Source organism: Caballeronia sp. KNU42 (genome assembly GCF_053760385.1).
In genome coordinates this window covers 2,176,096-2,196,408 of the sequence record NZ_CM132389.1, presented here as the reverse complement: position 1 = coordinate 2,196,408, position 20,313 = coordinate 2,176,096, and the positions used below count along the sequence as shown (strand labels likewise).

Here is a 20,313-nt window from a genome sequence, read left to right as displayed (position 1 = left end):
AAGCCACGCGCCGATGAATATCTCCCGCCTGTTTATTCTCAGACCGGTAGCCACGCTGCTGCTGATGATCGCCCTCGTATTGGTGGGCCTCGTCGCGGTGCGCGTGCTGCCGGTTTCCTCGCTGCCCAACGTCGACTATCCGACCATCCAGGTGCAGACCTTCTATCCGGGCGCGAGCCCGGACGTGATGGCCACCACGGTGACCGCGCCGCTCGAAGTGCAACTGGGCGAGATCCCGGGCTTGCAGCAGATGACGTCCTACAGTTCGGACGGCGCCTCGGTCATCACGTTGCAGTTCGACCTGTCGCTGAACCTCGATATCGCCGAGCAGAATGTCCAGCAGGCGATCAACGCCGCCAACAGTTTCCTGCCGACCGGCCTGCCCGCGCCGCCGACCTATGCGAAGGTGAATCCGGCCGACCAGCCGATCCTGACGCTGGCGGTCACCTCGACGTCGATGTCGCTCACGCAACTGGAAGACGCCGCCAACAACCGCCTCGGGACGAAGATTTCGGAAGTGTCGGGCGTGGGTGTGGTGACCACCAGCGGCGGCAATGTGCCCGCTATCCGCGTGGAAGCGGACCCGCACAAGCTGGCAGCCTATGGCCTGAATATCGACGATCTGCGCACACTGCTCAGCTACGTCAACGTCAGCCAGCCGAAGGGCAACTTCGACGGACCGGAGCTCGACTACACCATCAACGGCAACGACCAGATCAGCGATCCGAAGGACTACCTTGACACGGTGATCGCTTACCAGAACGGCGCGCCGGTGTTCATGAAAGACGTCGCCAACGTGAGCCAGGCGCCCCAGGACGTCGAGCGCGGCGCCTGGTACAACGGCTCGCCGGCCATCGTGCTGAACGTCCAGCGCCAGCCGGGCGCGAACGTGATCGCCACCGTGAACCAGATCATGAAACAGTTGCCGCAGCTCGAATCCACGCTGCCGGCCGGCATGAAGGTCACGGTCGTCTCGGACAGCACGGGCGTGATCCGCTCGTCGGTGTCAGACGCTGCGCTCGAACTCGGGCTCGCGATCGTGCTGGTGGTGGCGGTGATCTTCGTGTTCCTGCGCAACGTGCCGGCAACCATCATCCCGAGCATCTCGGTGCCGGTGTCGCTGATCGGCACGCTGGCCGTGATGTACCAGCTGAACTACTCCATCGATAACCTCTCGCTGATGGCGTTGATCATCGCCACCGGCTTCGTGGTCGACGATTCGATCGTGATGATCGAGAACGTCGTGCGCTATCTGGAGGAAGGCAAGACGCCGCTTGAGGCGGCGCTCGAAGGCGCCGGGCAGATCGGCTTCACGATTCTCTCGCTGACCATCTCGCTGATCGCCGTGCTGATCCCCCTGCTCTTCATGGGCGGCGTGATTGGACGCCTCTTCAGCGAATTCGCGGTGACGCTCGCGGTCACGATCGTGCTGTCCGCGGTGGTCTCGCTGACGGTGGTGCCCATGCTTTGCGCTCGCCTCCTGAAGGCCCAGGCCGAACGCCATCCGAGCCGCTTCGAGCGCATCAGCGAGGGCCTGTTCGACAAAACCCTCGCCGCCTACGAACGCGGTTTGCTCTGGGTGCTGGATCACCAGATCCTGACCCTGATAGTGGCTGTAGGCACCGTCGTGCTGACGGCCGTGCTGTACATCGTGATCCCGAAGGGCCTGTTCCCGGTGCAGGACGTCGGTGTGATCGAAGGGATCAGCGTGGCCGACAACTCGGTCTCATACAAGGCGATGGTGACGCGCCAGCGCGCACTCGCCGATGCGATCCTGAAAGACTCCGATGTCGTCTCGCTCACCTCCTACGTGGGCATCGACGGCACCAACTCGACGCTGAACAACGGCCGCTTCCTGATCAACCTGCGCGACCGCGATAAACGGTCGGACACGGCGCAGGAGATCGCGCGGCGCCTGCAGGACGAAGTCGCCAATGTCTCCGGAATCAAGCTCTACATGCAGCCGGAGCAGGACCTGACGCTCGACACCACGGTCTCCCCGAACCAGTACAGCTTCGTGCTGCGCGGACCGAACCAGCAGGCGTTCCAGAAGTACGTGCCTGAACTGGTTGCACGCCTGAAGGCGATTCCATCGATCGCCGATGTGCAAAGTGATATGAACACCGACGGCCTGAGCGTGAATGTCGAAGTCAACCGGCAGCTCGCCGCGCGTTTCGGCATCACCCCGGCCACCGTCGACAACGCGCTGTACGACACGCTCGGCCAGCGGATTGTCTCGACCATCTTCCAGCAGTCGGACCAGTACCGGGTGATCCTCGTCGCCAAGCCCGAATCGCTGCCCACCGTGCAATCGATCGGCGATATCTATCTGCCGAGCCAGACGAGCAGCACCGGCCAGGTGCCGCTCTCCGGGATCGCCAAGATCCAGATCGTCAAATCGCCGCTCGTGATCAGCCATCTGGCGCAGTTCCCGGCCGTCACCATCTCGTTCAACCTCGCGAAGGGTGCATCGCTGAGTGCGGCGGTCAAGGACGTCCACGCCGCCGAACAGGCGGTCAACCTGCCGCCGTCGATCACGTCCTCGCTGCAGGGTGCCGCGCAAGCGTTCCAAGACTCGCTCTCGAGCGAGGTGTACCTGCTGATCGCGGCACTGGTGGCGGTGTACATCGTGCTGGGCGTGCTGTATGAGAGCTTCATCCATCCGGTCACGATCCTCTCCACGTTGCCATCGGCGGGGATTGGCGCGTTGCTTGCGCTGATGATCGCTGGCAGCGACCTCGACGTGATTGGCATCATCGGCATCGTGCTGCTGATCGGTATTGTCAAGAAGAACGCCATCATGATGGTGGACTTCGCGCTCGACGCCGAACGCAACCACGGCAAGGCGCCGCGCGAGGCGATCTTCGAAGCGTCGCTGCTGCGCTTCCGGCCGATCCTGATGACCACGCTCGCCGCCATGCTCGGCGCCCTGCCCATGCTGCTCGGCAGCGGCACGGGTTCGGAGTTGCGCCGCCCGCTGGGTCTGGCGATCATCGGCGGGCTGACCTTGAGCCAGGTGCTCACGCTCTTCACCACGCCGGTCATCTATCTGTTCTTCGACCGCATGGCGGAGCGCACGAGGCGCTGGCGCAAGCGCCGGGGTGGTAACGACACACCTGACACGCCACCGGTTCCGGAGGAGGGTACGCCGTGAACATATCGGCGTTATTCATCCGGCGCCCGGTTGCGACCACCCTTCTGGCGATCGCTATCCTGATCTCCGGCGCGCTCGCCTACTTCCAGTTGCCGGTCGCGCCGCTGCCCAATATCGCCTTTCCGGTGATCGTGGTGCAGGCCAACATGGCGGGCGCGAGCCCGAGCATCATGGCGGCCACCGTGGCTGAACCGCTCGAACGGCGGCTCGGCACGATTGCCAACGTGGAAGAGCTGACGTCGATCAGTTATGTGGGCTCGTCGATGATCGTGGTCGAGTTCGGCCTGAACCGCGACATCAACGGCGCCGCGCGCGACGTCGAGGCGGCCATCCAGGCGGCGCGCGCAGACTTGCCGAGCACGCTGCGCAGCAACCCGAGCTATCGCCAGTACAACCCCGCGGATTCGCCGATCATGGTGCTCTCGCTGACCTCGGACACGCTCACCAAGGCGCAGTTGTATGACTCCGCGGATTCCGTGATCCAGCAGCAACTCTCGCAGGTCAGCGGGGTGGGCCAGATCACGCTGGGCGGCGGCGCGTTGCCCTCGGTGCGCGTCGAGTTGCAGCCGGGCAAGCTGAACAGCTACGGCCTTGGCCTCGAGGACGTGCGCGCGGCCATCAGCGCGGCGAACGCCAACAGCGCGAAGGGCCACCTCGAACAGGGCGACCAGCGCTACGTGATCTTGTCCAACGATCAGATCAATAAGGCGGCGCCTTACCGCGACCTGGTCGTCGCTTACCGCAACGGCGCGCCCGTGCTATTGCGCGATGTCGCCCAGGTCAGGGACTCCAACGAAAACATCCGCAACGCCGGGCTCTATAACGGCAAGTCGGCCGTGCTGGTGATCGTGTACCCCATGCCCGGCAGCAATATCGTCAATACGGTCAGGCAGATCAGGAACGTGCTGCCGGCCATCGAGGCGACACTGCCGAGCAGCGTCCACGTGGGCGTGGCCATCGATCGCTCGGAGTCGGTGCGGGCGTCGGTGGCGGACACCGAGCGCACGTTGTTCATCGCCGTGCTGCTGGTGGTTGGGGTTGTGTTCATCTTCCTGCAGTCGCCGCGCGCCACGCTGGTGCCGGCGGTGGCGTTGCCGCTATCGATTGTGGGCACCTTCGGGCCGATGTACCTGCTCGGCTATAGCATCGACAACCTCTCGCTGATGGCGCTGACTATTGGCACCGGCTTCGTGGTCGACGATGCCGTGGTGGTGCTGGAAAACATCACGCGCCACCTCGAACTGGGTCTGAGTCCTAAGGAAGCTGCGCTGAAAGGCAGCGGCGAAGTCGGCTTCACGGTGATCTCGATGAGCCTCTCGCTGATCGCGGTATTCCTGCCCATCCTGCTGATGCCGGGCATTGTCGGCTTGCTGTTCCACGAGTTCGCGGTGACGCTGTCGATCGCCATCCTGATCTCGCTCGTGATCTCGCTCACGGTCACGCCGGCCATGTGCGCGTATGTACTGAGCCGCGAGCACGCCGGCCATTCGAAGGCTCGCTGGGCGACCTGGGTCGAGGCGCAGTTCGATCGTTTCAAGAACGCCTACTCGCGCTCGCTCACTGCCGTGCTGGACCATTCGCTGCTGGTGATCCTGTTACTGATCGGCTTGCTGGTCGCCAACGTGTTCCTGTTCAAGCTGCTGCCCGCTACCTTCTTCCCGGAGCAGGACACCGGCATTTTGGGCGGCCAGATCATTGCCGACCAGAGCATCTCCTTCCCCGCGATGGAAAAGAAACTCGCGCAGTTGCAGTCGATCGTGCAGAAGGATCCGGCGGTTCAGTCGGTGGCCGGCTTTACCGGCGGCCGCGCGCTGAACACCGCGAACGTGTTCATTGAACTCAAGCCGCTGGCGCAGCGACATGCAACCGCAACAGAAGTGGTCAACCGCTTGCGGCCCAAGCTGAACGCGGTCTCCGGCGCACGGCTTTTCCTGCAGGCGCAGCAGGATCTGCGGATTGGCGGACGGCAGTCAGCCGCTGAATACCAGTACACGCTGACCAGCGATGATTCCGCCGCGCTGTTCGCATGGACGCCCAAGCTCGTGACCGCGCTCAACAAGGACCACGACCAGTTGCTCGACGTCAACTCGGACCTGCAGCAAAACGGTCTGCAAACCTACGTCAATTTCAATCGCGCCACGGCGGCTCGCTATGGCTTTGCGCCGAACCAGATCGACAACGTGCTGTATGACGCGTTCGGCCAGCGGACCGTATCGACTATCTACAACGCGCTTAACCAGTACTTCGTGGTGATGGAAGTGGCGCCGCAATATTGGCAGTATCCGCAGACGCTCAACCAGATTTTCATGAGCACGGCGGCGGGCAATCCGACCGGTTCGCAGCAGACGCAAATGCCGGGTGCAACCGTCAAGGGCGTGACGGCCGCGAGCGCGGTGAGCACGGCGTCGAGTTCGTCGTCGAGCACCAACTCGCTGAATTCGAACGCGCAAGCCAACGCGACCAACAACAGCATCTCCAACAGCAAGGGCGGCAGTTCGAGCGGCAGCGCGGACAGCACCTCGGCCGAGACCATGGTGCCGCTGCCGGTGCTCGCGAGCTACGTCAACAACCATACGTCGACACAGGTGAACCATCAGAGCGGGCTGGTAGCCGCAACGATCTCCTTCAACCTCCCCGCCGGCGGGTCGCTCAGCAAGGCCCAGGTGGCGCTTCAGGACGCGGAGCGCGAAATCGGCATGCCGGCCAGCATCCACGGTGCGTTCGCGGGCGCGGCGCAAGCCTATGCGCAGTCGATGGGCACCATCCCGCTGCTGATCCTCGCGGCGCTAGGTGTGGTGTACATCGTGCTGGGGGTACTCTATGAGAGTTCGATTCACCCGCTCACGATCTTGTCGACGCTGCCCTCTGCCGGTATCGGCGCCACGCTCGCGCTGCTGATTTTTGGCACGCCGTTCTCCGTGATCGCGTTGATCGGCATGATCTTGCTGATCGGTATCGTCAAGAAGAACGGGATCATGATGGTCGACGTGGCGATCCAGTTGCAGCGCAACGAACGCATGCCGGCCAAGGAGGCGATTCATGCCGCCGCCGTCGTGCGTCTGCGGCCGATCATGATGACCACGTTCGCGGCCGTGCTCGGTGCGGTGCCGCTTGCGATCGGCATCGGCCAGGGCGCGTCGCTGCGCCAGCCGCTGGGTATCACCGTGATGGGCGGCCTGATCCTGAGCCAGGTCTTTACGCTGTACACCACACCGGTGATCTACCTGTACCTGGACCGGTTGCGCTCCAAGCTCGTCAAGTGGTCTTCCGGATTGCCGTGGAACCGGCAAGCTGAACAAATGGGGCCGCCGGAGCAATCGGGGCAAACGGATACGAAGGCATGAAGATGAAGATTTCCTCCAAACCCCTGGCCGCCGCGGCGGCCCTGCTGCTCGGCGGCTGCATGGTCGGTCCCGACTATCACCGGCCGCAGGTCAACGTTCCCGCGACCTTCCGCGAATTGCCCGGGTGGACCCAGGCCGAGCCGAATGCGAGCGGGCCGAAAGGTGCGTGGTGGACCGGCTTCAACGACCCGCTGCTTGACGAACTCGAACCGCAGGTCGAGGTGTCCAACCAGACCGTGGCCCAGGACTATGCCAAATACCAGGAAGCGATCGCCGAGGTCAAGGTTGCACGCTCAGGCCTGTTTCCGGTCATTGGCGTGACCGGTTCGGGCACGCGGCAGCGCAGTGCAACGGGTACGTCGAGCAGCAGCGCAAGCCGCAGCCTGGCCAACATCCAGACGGTGAACAACTCGGCCTCGCTCGAAGGTAACGTCAGTTGGGCGCCCGACCTGTGGGGCTCGGTGCGCCGCACGATTGAAGAGAACGCCGCGACCGCGCAGGCCAGCGAAGCGACGCTCGCCAATGCGACGCTCTCCGAACAGATTGCGCTCGCGACCGCCGTGATCCAGTTGCGTGTCAGCGACGCTGATATCGACTTGCTGCAGCAAACGGTCAAGGCGTACCAGCACTTTCTGGACGTAGTGTCTGATCAGGACAAGTTCGGCACCATCGCGCCTTCCGACGTGATCACCGCGCGCACCCAGCTCGAAACCGCGCAGTCGAACCTGATTGCGCTCGGTGTGGCACGCGCTCAAAACGAACATGCGATAGCGGTGCTGGTCGGCAAGAACCCTGAGGACCTGGTCATCCCGCACAGCACCACGATGCCCACGCTGCCGGCCATTCCGGTTGGAGTTCCATCGACGTTGCTGCAGCGCCGGCCCGATATCGCGACGGCCGAACGCCAGATGGCCTCGGAGAATGCGGCCATCGGGGTCGCGGTCGCCGCGTATTACCCGACGGTGTCGCTGTCCGCACTGGACGGCTTTACGCAGTCGCCGTTGGGCGGCTTGTTGCGGGTGGCCAACTACGTCTGGTCGCTCGGTGGCAGCGCGACTGAAACGCTGTTCGACGGCGGCGAGCGCAGCGGCGAAGTGGCTGCGGCCAAGGCGGCTTATCAGGCGGCTGTCGCCAATTACCGCGGCACGGTGCTGACCGCGTTTGAAGATGTGGAGAACGATTTGTCCGGCTTGCGTATTCTCGCCGAGCAGTCCGACGCGCTCGATGCCGCCGTGCGCGATGCAAACCGCGGCGCCGAGATTGCCTTCAACGAGTATCAGGCGGGCACCGTGGACTACACCACGGTGGCGACCGCGCAAGCGACCCAGTTGAACAATCAGCAAACCGCGCTGAACGTGCAGCAGTCAAGGTTGCTCGATGCCGCCACGCTGATCGGCGACCTGGGCGGCGGCTGGTCGGACAGCGCGCTGCACGATCCGCGGCATCCGGTGGAAGCGGCGAGTGCTGGGAGCCCGGCGAGTGGGGTGGTGGTGAATCCTGTGAGTCAGTAGCGCGGGGATAGGCCCCCAAAATAAGCCTCCGTTATAGCGGGTGTTCTTTCAGATACGTGCGCAGTGCATCGTTCATGCGTGTTTGCCAGCCATCACCCTTGGCCCTGAACCGCTCGATGATGTCGGCGTCGTACCGGCTGGTGACAAGCACCTTTGGGCTCTCTTTGGGTGGACGGCCCATGCGCTTCTTTTCCAGCAATTCCGAGAACGGCCGCATCGCCTTGATGTTGGCGCTTGGCACTTCCGCTGAATCGAATTCATGTTCGATTTCCGCAGTGGTTTTTTCACGCTTGCTCATAATCTCTCACCTCTCTGGCGTTCGCCTTGCGAAGGCTGATGACGCGCATGGTTTCATCTCGGAACGTGAACGCGACCATATGCAGCCGATCACCGATGAAACCGAAGCCGCAATATCGTTCCTCGCCTTGGTTAAACCAGGTATCGATTTCAACGACTTACTCTAATAGCAGAAAGTCCTGCGCTCGGGGCTTCCACGAAGCCCCCCTTCAACAAAATCCCCCGCGTTACACTACGTTCCACTCCAGCGGGGACCCCTCAAGTGGCAAAAGTACCCACGATTCGCGATGTCGCCGAACTGGCGGATGTGTCGAAGGCAACCGTTTCGCGCTACCTGAACGGCAGCCTCGCGCTACCGCCCGAGACCGCCAAGCGCGTGGACGACGCCGTCGTCGCGCTCAACTATCGCCAGAACAGTCTGGCCCGGCGCCTGAGCATCGGCAGCAGTGAGACCATTGGCCTCGCCATGCCCGAAGTCGCCAATCCGTTTTTCGCCGAGCTCGCGGATGCCGTGGAGGAAGCCGCCTCCGAAAGTGGCTATGGCCTCGCGCTCTGCATCACGCGCAACAAGCTCGAGCGTGAGGCGCTTTATCTGCGCTGGCTCGACACCCGCCACCTCGACGGCCTGATCTTCGCGACCAATCGCCCGGACGACGGCTCGCTGCGCAGCCTGATTGGCGAGCGCGCCAATATCGTGCTGGTCGACGAGGACGTGCCGGGTACCGACGTGCCCAAGGTGTTCGTCGACAACGTAGAAGGGAGCTATCTGGCGACTCGCCATCTGCTTGACGCGGGACATCGGCGGATCGCGCACGTGACCGGTCCCGAAACGCTGTTCACCGTGCAGGAACGGCTGGAGGGCTACCGGCGGGCGCTGGCCGAAGCCCAAGTCCCCTTCGATGCTGACCTCGTGCGCTACGGCGCCTACGACCGCCGCTTCGGGCGCGCCGCGGGCGCAGACCTGATCGCGTGCGCGCAACCGCCCACCGCGCTGTTCGCCACCAGCGACTACATCGCGGTCGGCGTGCTCGATGCATTGCGCGAACGCGCGCTGGACGTGCCCGGCTACATGTCGATAGTCGGCTTCGACGACATGGAATTCGCCAGCCTCCTGATGCCGCCGATCACCACGGTGCGCCAGTCGGCCGCCGAGCTTGGCCGGACCGGCGTCGCCCTGCTGGTCGCGATGCTCACCGGACAAGCCACCTCTTCGCCCGCCGTGCGCCGCCTGCCGGTCGAGTTGATCGAACGCGCATCGGTCGGCCCGCCGCGCTCCGGTTGACAATCGCTTCCCTCCGTACTTACCCGCATCCTTTTTTGAAATAGTTGACAGGCCAATACTCGCGGATTAATTTTTTATAAACCGGTTTACAAGCGAACGGCGCAATGTCGGTTGCGCCCATGAAGTCCTTCTTTAACCACCGGCCGCGGGGCGCTCATGGAGCGCGTGAGCCACGTCCGGATCAACCAGGAAAGGGATTCCAATGAGCGCAGCAGTGAATTTCCGCCGCATGACCGCCGTCTTGTTGAGCGCCGCCCTGCTTTCCATTGCAGGCAGTGCAGTGGCGGCAGGCAAGAAGATCGCCATGGTGCAGATCAACCAGGAAGCGCTGTTTTTCACGCAGATGGACCAGGGAGCACAAGCAGCTGCAAAAGCCGCGGGCGTCGAGCTGGCCATCTTCAACTCGAACAACGACCCGAGCGCGCAGAACAACGCGATCGAAACCTATATCCAGCAAAAGGTCGACGCCATTCTCGTGGTCGCGATCGATGTGAACGGCATCAAGCCCGCCATCACGGAGGCCAAGAAAGCCGGCATTCCGGTGGTGACCATCGACGCTATCGTCGATGGCGACAATGCGGTGCAAGTCGGCGTGGACAACAAGAAAGTCGGCGAAGACATCGGCAAGTACACGGCGAATTACATCAAGACCAATCTTGGCGGCAACGCGAACATTGGCGTGGTGGGCGCGCTGAATTCGTTCATCCAGAACGTCCGCCTCGATGGCTTCAAGGCGGGCATCGCGACGGTGCCGGGTGCGAAGATAGTCTCTACCGTCGATGGGCAAAACGTTCAGGATCAAGCGCAAACCGCCGCCGAAAACCTGATTTCCGCCAATCCGAATTTGCAGATCGTCTATGCAACCGGTGAGCCTGCATTGATCGGTCTCGTCGCGGCAACAACAGCACAGGACGCAACCGGCCGGGTGAAGATTGTCGGTTGGGACTTGAGCGCGCAGGCCATCAAAGGCATCGATGCCGGCTTCGTGACAGCAGTGGTTCAGCAGGACCCGGAAGGCGAAGGCCATGCCGCCGTGAATGCCGCGATGAAGCTCATCAACAAGCAGCCAGTCCAGAAAAACATCTCGGTGCCGGTGACGATCGTGACCAAGGCGAACGTCGGTAAATACCGGGCTGTCTTCAAGTAAGCCCTTCAATCAAGCCCGGCAACTGAGCCTTCCTCGGAGAACGTTATGCAAACCGATGCTGCAACGCCGCGCGTGCGCATGGAGAACATCACCAAGAGTTATGGCGCCGTGCAATCGTTGCGCGGCGTCGACCTGCATGTGATGCCCGGTGAAGTGCTCGGGCTCGTTGGCGACAACGGCGCGGGCAAGTCGACCGTCTCGAAGGTGCTGTCGGGTGCGGTGATACCGGACAGCGGCAGCATCGAGATAGACGGCAAGCGGGTCAGTTTCTCCGACCCGGGCGATGCTCGCGCGCATCACATCGAAATGGTTTATCAGGATTTGTCGCTGTGCAATACGGTCGATGTGGCCGGCAACCTGTTCCTCGGCCGCGAGCCCATGCGCCGCATCTGCGGTGTGCAGGTGCTCGATCATCGCAAGATGCATCATGACGCGCGCGACATGCTGAGCAACCTCGGCATCCGCATCCCGAGCACGAAGCTGGATGTGGAAAACCTGTCGGGCGGTCAGCGGCAGGCCATTGCCATTTCGCGGGCGGTATCGTTCGATCCGAAAGTGCTGATCATGGATGAACCCACGGCCGCGCTGGCCGTGGCCGAAGTCGAAGCGGTGCTGGAACTCGTGCGCACGATCAGCGAGCGCGGTGTCAGCGTGATCCTGATCAGCCACCGCTTGCAGGACCTGTTCCTCGTGTGCGACCGCATCAGCGTGATGTACGAAGGCCAGAACGTCGCGGACCGGAAGATCGGCGAGACGAATCTGGAGGAGATCGTCGATCTGATCGTGGGCCACAAGTTCAGCGCGCGATCGGCACGCGCGCTTGCGGAGAATTGACATGGAACTCGCCATGCACGACAACAAGTCCAAGGCGCCGCGCCTGTCGCTCAGGCACTTGCTCGGCCGCAATGCAGGCGTAGCGAGCATCGCAGCATTCTTCATTGTCTGCGCCCTCGCCTTCACGCTCACGACGCACACCTTTCTCACCGCCGGCAACCTGCTCAACGTGCTCCGTCAAAGCGCGCCGCTGCTGATCGTCGCCACGACCATGACGCTCGTCATCACGACGGGCGGTATCGACTTGTCGATCGGCTCCACGCTCGCGCTGGTGGGCGCGCTCTCGGCCATCGCGTTGCGCGCCGGTGCGCCGGGTATTGTCGTGCTGCTCGGTGGCCTCTCGCTGGGTGCGCTGATCGGCGCCATCAACGGCTACTTCATCGCGTTTGCGGGCATGCCGGCGTTCATCGTCACATTGGGGACGCTGTCAGTCGTGCGCGGTATTGCGTTGCTGATCACGCAGGGTTTTTCCGTGCCGATCGAAAACGACGGCTGGTTCGTCGAACTCGGCCGCGGCCGTTTGCTCGGCGTGCCAACGCCTGCGGTCATTGCGATCGTCACGCTGCTCGCGGGATGGGTCACGCTGCGGCATACGCGCTTCGGGCGCTATGTCACCGGCATAGGCACCAATTCGGAAGGCGTGCGGCGCGCGGGCGTCAACGTGCGCGCCGTCACCCTGAAAGTCTATGTCCTCAGCGGCGCGGCTGCGGGTCTCGCCGGACTTATCACAACTGCACGGCTTGGCAGCGGATCGTCGAACCAGGGTGTCGGTTTTGAACTCGCCGTGATCGCTGCGGTTGTGCTGGGCAGCACGGATCTCTTTGGCGGCAGAGGAACCATTCTCGGCACCTTGCTGGGGGCGCTGACCATCGCCGTGCTCGGCAACGGGCTGATCCTGATCAACGTCTCGCCCTTCTATACGCAGATCATCCAGGGAGCGATCATGCTGCTTGCGATATGGCTCAATACGCGCATCTTCTCGGCGCAACGGCGCAAGAAAGGCTAAGCGATGAGTTCGATCTTCCGCCACGACGCACCGCTGCCGATAGGCGTGGGCAGCGGGCATGTGATGACCGTGCTCGGAGCGCTCCCCGTCGCGCAAATGGGGGTCACGCTGATGCATGAACACATCCTGCTGGACGCATCGGGGAAGTGGGTACCGCCCAGTTGCTGCAGCGACCGGTTCATCGGTGAGCAGAAGGTTCATATCGGCATCCTGGGCGCACTGCGCATGAATCCGCTGATGAACCGCGACAACGTCCAGTTGTTCGACGCCGACGTCGCCGTTGAAGAACTGATGCGCTTCCGCGAACTGGGTGGCGATACGGTGGTCGATCCGACCAATCTCGGCATTGGACGAGACCCCGCCGCGCTGCAACGGATCTCACGCCGCACCGGCCTGAACATTGTGATGTCGACGGGGTTTTATCTCGAACCTTCGCATCCCGACTATGTGAAACACAAGTCGATCGATGAACTGGCCGCTCAACTGATTGCCGACGTTGGCGGTGCTGCTGAAAAGCCCGGCGTGGTCGCCGGAATGATCGGCGAGATAGGCGTCTCGGCAGCTTTCACTGCCAACGAGGAAAAGTCGCTGCGTGCGGCTGCCCGAGCGAGTGCGGCAACGCATGTGCCTTTGTCCGTGCATCTGCCCGGTTGGGTCCGGCACGGGCATCGCGTACTCGATATCGTGGCGCAAGAAGGCGCCGACCTGAACCACACCGTGCTGTGCCACATGAACCCGAGCCACATGGACGTGCAGTACCAGCACTCACTCGCCGAACGCGGCGCCTGGCTCGAGTACGACATGATCGGCATGGAGTATTTCTACGCCGACGAGAACGCGCAATCGCCCTCTGACGAAGAGAATGCCCGCGCGATCAAGGCGCTGATCGATGCCGGATTTATCGACAGGATCCTCATGTCGCAGGACGTGTTCATGAAGATCATGCTGACGCGTTTTGGCGGCCACGGTTACGGCTACATCCTCAAATACTTCGTGCCTCGTCTGCGACGCCATGGTGTCACGAACGAGCAGATTGAAACAATGATGATTGCGAACCCGGCGAGAGTTTTCTCGGGCATATAACGGCAGTTCGCACCAGACGATGTGAACCGGTTCCACCTTGCGCCGCGTGCCGCCGACACGGTCCGCCGCGCGCTTAAGGAGCACATGCATGACCAAATCTGTTTTGCTCGCCGGAGAGAGCTGGACGAGCATGTCGACGCACATCAAGGGCTTCGACCAGTTTCCAACCGTGACCTATCAAAACGGCGCTACGATCTTCCTCGATATCTTCAAGGACAGCGACTATGCAATCACGCATATGCCAAGCCACGAAGCGCAGGAAGCCTTCCCCTCCACGCTTGACGGATTGCTTGCCTATGACGCGATCATTCTTTCCGACATCGGCGCGAATACGTTGCTGCTGCATCCTGATACGTGGGTCAAGAGCCAGCGCACGCCGAACCGTCTGAAGCTGCTGCGGGAGTATGTAGAGGCCGGGCGCGGATTGATGATGATCGGCGGTTACCTGAGCTTCCAGGGCATCAACGGCAGCGCGCGGTTCCGCAACACACCGGTCGAGGATGTGTTGCCGGTCACCTGCCTGCCTTATGACGATCGTGTTGAAGTCCCGGAAGGATTCACCCCTGACGTGGTGGCTACGCACCCGGTGGTCGAGGGGCTTGGAACGCAGTGGCCTCACTTGCTGGGCTATAACGAAGTGCAGTTGAAAACGGGTGCGACGCTGATCGCAACCGTCCCCGAAACGGGCCACCCTTTGTTAGTCGCCGGGACACACGGTAGCGGACGCACGCTGGCGTGGACCAGTGATATGTCGAGTCACTGGCTACCGCCGGAGTTCTCAGCCTGGGAAGGTAACGCGCGGCTATGGACGAATTGTCTGGACTGGCTAACCGCGGATGAAAAATGAACGCGAATGAAGCGCGCGTTTGCGTTATCGGCAATGCGGCAATCGACCTGGTGTTTCGGGTCGATCACTTGCCGCTTGCCGGCGAGACTTCGCTTGCTATCGATACGTTGCACGACTTCGGCGGCAAGGGTGCGAATCAGGCGGTGATGGCACAACGCGCGGGCGCCAAGGTGCAATTGTTTGCTGCACTCGGCAACGACGCCGATGGCGATCGTTTCCTGGCCCGGCTCGCGGAAGAAGGTATCGACACCTGCCATATCGACCGCTTGCCGTGCATGACGGATATCTCGATCGTGACGGTCGACCCGCGAGGCGAGAATACGATCGTGACTCGCAACGATGCAGCGGCTCGCTATGTGCCCTCGCCGGACGTGGTGCTCGATGCAACCCGCAGCGGTGACTGGATAGCCCTGCAGGGCAACCTGGGCGAAGCCATCACAGCCGGGCTCCTGCATCACGCGCATGTGGGCGAACGTCGTACCTTGCTCAACCCCGGGCCCGTTTGCTTCGATTGCCGCCCGTTGCTGAACCACGTTGACGTCCTCGTGGTCAATCGCGTAGAGGCCGCGACGCTGACGCGGCTGGAGAACCCCGAGGACGCCGCGCGTTCGCTGCGGGCGTCGGGCGCAGGCGATGTCATCGTCACGCTGGGGTCCGAAGGCGTCCTCTGGTGCAGTCACGAGCACACGGCGCTGATACCGGCAAAAACGGTCAACGCCATCGACACCGTGGGCGCCGGCGACGCGTTCTGCGGCACCCTCCTCGCGGCACTTGCGCAGGGCATGGCCATGACGTCTGCATTGCAGCGCGCGCAAAGCGCAGCCGCGTTTGCTGTCGCAAGGAAGGGTACGCAGGCCGCTTTCCCCAGCCGCGCCGAATTCTTCGCGCTATTCAACTCTCTAACCTGAATTCAATCGATATGAACACTTCTTCTGGCGTTGGCCGCGGACGCACCGATTGCGTCGAACAGATTTTTGGACGCCCACGCGGTGTGGTGATCGGCGTGATCCACTGCCCGGCGTTTCCCGGTTCGCCACGGTATCAGGGCGCATCGAGCGAGGCGATGTACAGCGCCGCGCTCGCCGACGCCGTGGCCTATGCGAAAGGCGGCGTCGATGGTCTGATCGTCGAGAATCACGGCGACGTGCCGTTTTCAAAGCCGGACGATATCGGCCCTGAAACATCGGCATTTATGGCTGTTGCCGCCGATAGAATTGCCCGGGAAACCGGTTTGCCGATCGGTATCAACGTGCTTGCCAACGCGGCCGTCCCCGCGCTTGCCATTGCTGCTGCGAGCAACGCGGCGTTCGTGCGCGTGAATCAGTGGGCCAATGCGTATGTCGCAAACGAAGGCCTGATAGAAGGCGCGGCGGCGCTTGCATTGCGCTACCGGGCAAAGCTGCGCGCCGACGGCATCCGCGTTTTCGCCGATGCCCACGTCAAGCATGGCGCGCATGCAATCGTATCGGACCGGTCGCTGGAAGAGCTGGTACGCGATGTGGAGTTCTTCGATGCCGATGCGATCATCGCGACGGGGCAACGCACGGGGGATGCGGCCAGTACCGACTATTTGCGGCAGATCAGGAATGCGACCACCTTGCCGCTGCTTGTCGGCAGTGGTTGCACGGAACGCAACATCGCGGAGATCCTGTCGGTGGTTGACGGTGTGATCGTCGCCAGTTCGTTGAAGGTCGGGGGCGTATGGTGGAATCCCGTCGATGAAAACAAGGTCCGCAGTTTTATGCAGGCAGCGCGGTAGCGGATTGGTTTCGCTCGCGCCGTGCGGCGGCGCAAGCCAGACCAGTCAAGCCGACAAAATCGAAATCGAAAATCCGTCCCATCCCTTCGAACCGACCGTCTGTACCGCGGTCGAGTCAAGCTTCGGATGACTGCCCAGCAATTCGAAATACTTCCGCAACCCAATCACATCAGGGTCCGTGCTGGTGAAGTCGGCCATCCTGCCCTTTCTGATGACGTTGTCGCCAACGATGATTGCACCGGGACGGCAGAGCTCAAGCGACAACCGCAAATAATCCGGGTAGGTCTTCTTGTCGGCGTCGATAAACACCATGTCGAACGGTTCGGCTTTATCGTCTATCAGTTGCGCCAGCGTATCTACCGCCGGACCGACGATAACGGACACCGTTTCCGACAATCCCGCGAACGCAATGTTGTGCATGGCAACGGCAGCGTAGTCCGGGTTGGCCTCAAGCGTCACCATGGAACCTCCCGGCTGAAGCCCGCGCGCAAGCCAGATGGAGCTATATCCGCCGAGCGTTCCGATCTCAAGTATCCGCCGAGCCCCGCGTATGCGCGCCAGCAACTGGAGAAACTTGCCTTGATTGGGCGCGACATTGATGGACGGCAAACCCGCTTGCGCGCTGGATCGCAACGCCGCCTCCAGCGCCTCGTCCGGCGGCACCAGTCGAGTACAAATATAGCTATCGAGTAAATCCCATTGCTGCTGATCCATGGCTTTGTCCGAGGTTGTCCTGGCGAATTCATTCTATTTCATTGGCATGCGCGTGCGCACAAGCACGCGCATGCCGAACGAAGTCCCGATAAGCCAGGGTCAGCAGCGAACCCGTCAGATCCGGCCCGCGGTTACCCCGCCATCGACCGGCAGCACCGTACCGGTAATCCACGATGCCTCCGTGGACGCGAGAAAGAGCATTGCCGATGCGACATCGGCAGGCTGACCGTTGCGGCCAAGCGGATGGAAGGCGTTGAACGACGGCAGCGTTTCCTTCACTTGATCGTCGGTCATGAACGTGTTGTAGACCGGGGTCTCGACGACTGCAGGCGCGACCGTATTGATCCGGATGTTCAGCGGCGCGAGTTCGAGCGCGAGATTGCGGGTCAGCGCATGCACGCCCGCATTCGCAGCGGAGTACGCTGCTGACGGCGTAGCGCCGATTGCCTGCAGTGCCCACAGCGAACCGGTCTGCACGATCGCACCGCCTCCGCGCAGTTTCATTCCACGCGCCGCAGCCTGGGCCATGAAGAACTTGCCCTTCAGGATGGTGTCGATGAACCAGTCGTATTCCTTTTCATCCACCTCGAGGAAAGGCTTGGGACGAAACACGCCGGCGTTGTTGATCAGGATATCGACACCGCCGAAGGCCTGCGTCGCCCGTTCGACCAACGCGTCAGCCGTCGCAGGCAGAGCGATGTCCCCGGCGTGATAGCGCACCTTTGCGCCACTCGGGTCGATGTCCTTCGCCGCCTGCGCGAGCTTCGACGCGTCACGCCCGCCAATGACGACCGATGCGCCCGCGGCAACAAGCTGCTTCGCCACTTCCTTGCCAATACCTGAACCGCCGCCGGTTACAATCGCAACCTTTAAAGAAAAACTATTCATTATCATCACCTTTTTGCCTGCTGTTCTTTTCCGCGAGATGGCTCGCACCGAGTGCTGGAGGCGGTAGGCAGTTAGCGTCGACGCCTCCAAAGCATGGAGCCAGTGTAGAAACACCGCGTCGCGCGGACAAATCAGTTAATCTTGCCAATCGATAAAGAAAATCTTTGTAGTTTATGAAATATCCGGTTCACTTGAACGCGCTTCGTGCATTTGAAGCAAGCGCGCGACATCAAAGTTTCTCCGCTGCGGCAGCGGAGTTGAACGTCACGTCGGCCGCTGTGGGGCAACTGGTCCGTGGCCTCGAAGAGTGGCTGGGGACTCCGCTCTTTCACCGCAGCGCCAGCGGCGCCATCAGGCTTGCGCCGACTGAGATCGCAGAACGCGCGCTGCCGGATATCCGCGCCGGCTTCGACCGGCTGAGCCTCGGCCTTGCACGCCTGCAGGAAGCGTCGACAAACGGCGTGCTGACCGTGACAACGAGCCCGGCGTTCGCCGCGAAGTGGTTGCTGCCAAGAATCGACCGCTTCCAGCAGGCCTATCCGGAGACCGACCTGCGTCTCGATACAAGCCTGAAACTGCTTGATTTCACGGCCCACGGCATAGACATCGGCGTCCGATATGGCTCGGGTTCGTGGCCCGGCCTCGCTGCCGATAAGCTGTTCGATGAAGAGATCTACCCCGTCTGCTCACCCGAATTCCGGCGCAGGAATGGCGGGCTCCGGAGCCTGTCCGGACTCAAGGGACGCACGCTGATCCATGACCTTTCGATGGAAAGCAGCTCGGGTTTCCCGACCTGGCGCGCATGGCTCGAGAAGGCTGGTGTCAATGACGTTGCGTCGAATCGCGGACTGCGCATCAACAACTCGGCGGCCGTGGTGCAAGCCGCAATCGACGGCCACGGCATTGCGCTTGGCCGGAGTGTCATGGTGCACGATGACCTCGCGGCTGGCCGCCTCGTCCGGCTCTTCAGCAGCAAGGCTTGCCCGTTGCAACTCGCGTATTACGTGGTCTATCGGCCTGAGTGCGCGGCACTGCCGCGCCTGTCGGCGTTTCGCGATTGGCTACAGGCTGAATCCCTCATCTTGCGACATTGATGCATCCGTCATAGACGGCATCCCTACTTCGCTGACTTAACGCTCGCCCACCGATTCAACCCGGCACATACAAGCAACAACGACGACGTCACAAAAAACACCGCACGCAAGCCCACATGCGCGCCGATCAGCCCACCGATCAACGGGCCAATGACTTGCCCACTGAACTGGGCGGACTGCAGATACCCGAGCGTCTTGCCGGAGTTGTGGTCGGCGACCGCGTGCCGGATTTCCTTGGCTATCGATGGAAGCAGTCCCGCGAGCGTCATGCCCATCAAGCCGCGCAGAATGGCCAACTGCCACCAGTCGGTGACGAACGCCTGCGGCACCAGCACCACGCCGGTCGCAATCAAACATCCGATGATGACCTTCGAGCTGCCGATGCGATCAGCCAGGGCCCCAAACCGCGCGGCCGTCAACATGCTGCCGAACGCCGATGCCGCCATCACGATCCCGGCCATGCGCGCAACATGGTCGCCCGGCACGCCGAGTTGCCCGATATAAACGGTGATGATTGGCTCGATCGACATGTTGGCGAGCAACACCATCATCGCTGTCACCAGCAGCGCGAGAATCACTCGCTGGTTCATGACCGGAGGCAAGGCCGCGCCAGTATCGACACGCTTCTTCGCATCGGTCGCTCGATCGAAGTCTTCGCGTACAAGCACGATGGTCAGCAGCGCCGCCACGGCGATGATCGCGCCGCCCACGAAGAAGGTGCCGCGAATGCCGACATAGGTCGGCAGGAAACCACCCACCAGCGGTCCCACGAGATTGCCCGCGAGCGCACCCGTCGACAGCACGCCCAGTGCCCATCCCGCGCGTTCGCGTGGCGCTTGCGTGCCGACCATGACGATCGACGCGGACGCATAACCGCCGATCAACCCCGCGATCAGCCGCAACACCACAAGCTCGGTCAGGTTGTGCGCGAGGCCGATCATCGACATCACGATGGCCATGCCGAGCGCTGCACGGATCAGCATGGGCTTGCGGCCATAACGGTCCGCGAGGCGCCCCCAAAGCGGCGCTGTAATCGCGGTGCCGAAGAACGTTGCGCCGAATGCGATACCCGACCACTGCACGATCGCCGCCGGAGAACTCACGCCCAGCTGCTGTACGTACAGCGGCAGGAACGGCAACAGCATGCTGAGACTCAGCAGTGTCGTAAAAGACCCGAATACGCAGACGAAAAGATTGCGCCGCCAGTATGGCGCGTTGCGTTCGGCATAGCTAAGCCCTGGGACCTGGGCGTCCCGCGGCATAAATGAACTGGTTGCTTGTTCCATGTGGGCCTCGATCGTTCTGTCAGGCGTTGGGCGATGGCCGGGCGCATGAGCGTCGATCCGGGTCACC

General features: G+C 62.2%; 17 protein-coding genes. 12 read left to right on the top strand and 5 right to left on the bottom strand.

What is annotated here, in order from left to right; all coding sequences use genetic code 11:
• Positions 1 to 13: 13 nt before the first annotated feature.
• Genes ACSOSP_RS29185 through ACSOSP_RS29175 form a run of 3 tightly spaced genes read left to right on the top strand, consistent with a single transcriptional unit; the run spans position 14 to position 8,009 of the window.
• Positions 14 to 3,154: an efflux RND transporter permease subunit gene (locus ACSOSP_RS29185; protein WP_455311939.1), complete on the top strand. Its 3,141-nt coding sequence runs from the start codon at positions 14 to 16 to the stop codon at positions 3,152 to 3,154.
• Positions 3,151 to 6,498, top strand: a complete 3,348-nt coding sequence (locus ACSOSP_RS29180; protein WP_455311938.1) for an efflux RND transporter permease subunit — start codon at positions 3,151 to 3,153, stop codon at positions 6,496 to 6,498. Before ACSOSP_RS29185 ends, ACSOSP_RS29180 begins: the two co-directional genes overlap by 4 nt.
• On the top strand, positions 6,495 to 8,009 hold the full coding sequence (locus tag ACSOSP_RS29175) for an efflux transporter outer membrane subunit (protein ID WP_455311936.1): 1,515 nt from the start codon (positions 6,495 to 6,497) through the stop codon (positions 8,007 to 8,009). The genes ACSOSP_RS29180 and ACSOSP_RS29175 overlap by 4 nt, the downstream gene beginning before the upstream one ends.
• A gap of 31 nt (positions 8,010 to 8,040) precedes the next feature.
• Here the strand turns inward: ACSOSP_RS29175 and ACSOSP_RS29170 are convergent, their stop codons facing one another.
• Positions 8,041 to 8,307: a BrnA antitoxin family protein gene (locus tag ACSOSP_RS29170; RefSeq protein ID WP_455311935.1), complete on the bottom strand. Its 267-nt coding sequence runs from the start codon at positions 8,305 to 8,307 to the stop codon at positions 8,041 to 8,043.
• Positions 8,294 to 8,404, bottom strand: coding sequence for a hypothetical protein (locus ACSOSP_RS29165; protein WP_455313704.1), 111 nt, complete (start codon positions 8,402 to 8,404; stop codon positions 8,294 to 8,296). Before ACSOSP_RS29165 ends, ACSOSP_RS29170 begins: the two co-directional genes overlap by 14 nt.
• A gap of 164 nt (positions 8,405 to 8,568) precedes the next feature.
• Here ACSOSP_RS29165 and ACSOSP_RS29160 point away from each other — a divergent pair, with 164 nt between their 5' ends.
• From ACSOSP_RS29160 to ACSOSP_RS29125, 8 genes are all read left to right on the top strand, one after another.
• Positions 8,569 to 9,588, top strand: a complete 1,020-nt coding sequence (locus tag ACSOSP_RS29160) for a LacI family DNA-binding transcriptional regulator (protein ID WP_455311934.1) — start codon at positions 8,569 to 8,571, stop codon at positions 9,586 to 9,588.
• A gap of 202 nt (positions 9,589 to 9,790) precedes the next feature.
• Positions 9,791 to 10,735 (top strand): substrate-binding domain-containing protein, encoded by a 945-nt coding sequence (locus ACSOSP_RS29155; RefSeq protein WP_455311932.1) that lies wholly within the window; start codon positions 9,791 to 9,793, stop codon positions 10,733 to 10,735.
• Between the two features lie 45 nt (positions 10,736 to 10,780).
• A complete protein-coding gene (locus ACSOSP_RS29150; RefSeq protein WP_455311931.1) occupies positions 10,781 to 11,569 on the top strand; it encodes an ATP-binding cassette domain-containing protein in 789 nt (262 codons plus the stop codon).
• Between the two features lies 1 nt (position 11,570).
• Positions 11,571 to 12,575 carry an ABC transporter permease gene (locus ACSOSP_RS29145; protein ID WP_035565133.1) on the top strand — a complete coding sequence of 335 codons (1,005 nt, stop codon included), beginning with the start codon at positions 11,571 to 11,573 and terminating at the stop codon, positions 12,573 to 12,575.
• Positions 12,576 to 12,578: 3 nt separating this feature from the next.
• Complete coding sequence (locus tag ACSOSP_RS29140) at positions 12,579 to 13,658, top strand: phosphotriesterase family protein (RefSeq protein WP_455311930.1); 1,080 nt, start codon at positions 12,579 to 12,581, stop codon at positions 13,656 to 13,658.
• 88 nt (positions 13,659 to 13,746) lie between these two features.
• Complete coding sequence (locus ACSOSP_RS29135; protein WP_455311929.1) at positions 13,747 to 14,505, top strand: glutamine amidotransferase; 759 nt, start codon at positions 13,747 to 13,749, stop codon at positions 14,503 to 14,505.
• Positions 14,502 to 15,413: a ribokinase gene (locus ACSOSP_RS29130; RefSeq protein WP_455311928.1), complete on the top strand. Its 912-nt coding sequence runs from the start codon at positions 14,502 to 14,504 to the stop codon at positions 15,411 to 15,413. The genes ACSOSP_RS29135 and ACSOSP_RS29130 overlap by 4 nt, the downstream gene beginning before the upstream one ends.
• Positions 15,414 to 15,424: 11 nt before the next feature.
• Positions 15,425 to 16,264 carry a BtpA/SgcQ family protein gene (locus ACSOSP_RS29125; protein WP_455311927.1) on the top strand — a complete coding sequence of 280 codons (840 nt, stop codon included), beginning with the start codon at positions 15,425 to 15,427 and terminating at the stop codon, positions 16,262 to 16,264.
• Positions 16,265 to 16,309: 45 nt separating this feature from the next.
• Here ACSOSP_RS29125 and ACSOSP_RS29120 read toward each other — a convergent pair whose 3' ends face one another.
• Both ACSOSP_RS29120 and ACSOSP_RS29115 read right to left on the bottom strand, forming a co-directional pair.
• Positions 16,310 to 16,978 (bottom strand): O-methyltransferase, encoded by a 669-nt coding sequence (locus tag ACSOSP_RS29120; protein WP_455311926.1) that lies wholly within the window; start codon positions 16,976 to 16,978, stop codon positions 16,310 to 16,312.
• A 114-nt stretch (positions 16,979 to 17,092) separates the two neighbouring features.
• Positions 17,093 to 17,866, bottom strand: coding sequence for an SDR family NAD(P)-dependent oxidoreductase (locus ACSOSP_RS29115; protein WP_455311925.1), 774 nt, complete (start codon positions 17,864 to 17,866; stop codon positions 17,093 to 17,095).
• Positions 17,867 to 18,039: 173 nt separating this feature from the next.
• Here ACSOSP_RS29115 and gcvA point away from each other — a divergent pair, with 173 nt between their 5' ends.
• Positions 18,040 to 18,960, top strand: a complete 921-nt coding sequence (gene gcvA / locus ACSOSP_RS29110; RefSeq protein ID WP_455311924.1) for a transcriptional regulator GcvA — start codon at positions 18,040 to 18,042, stop codon at positions 18,958 to 18,960.
• A 23-nt stretch (positions 18,961 to 18,983) separates the two neighbouring features.
• On the opposite strand, the gene ACSOSP_RS29105 is transcribed toward gcvA, so the two are convergent.
• The gene (locus ACSOSP_RS29105; protein ID WP_455311923.1) at positions 18,984 to 20,246 is read right to left on the bottom strand and encodes an MFS transporter; all 1,263 of its coding nucleotides are present in this window, start codon (positions 20,244 to 20,246) and stop codon (positions 18,984 to 18,986) included.
• Positions 20,247 to 20,313 lie beyond the last annotated feature (67 nt).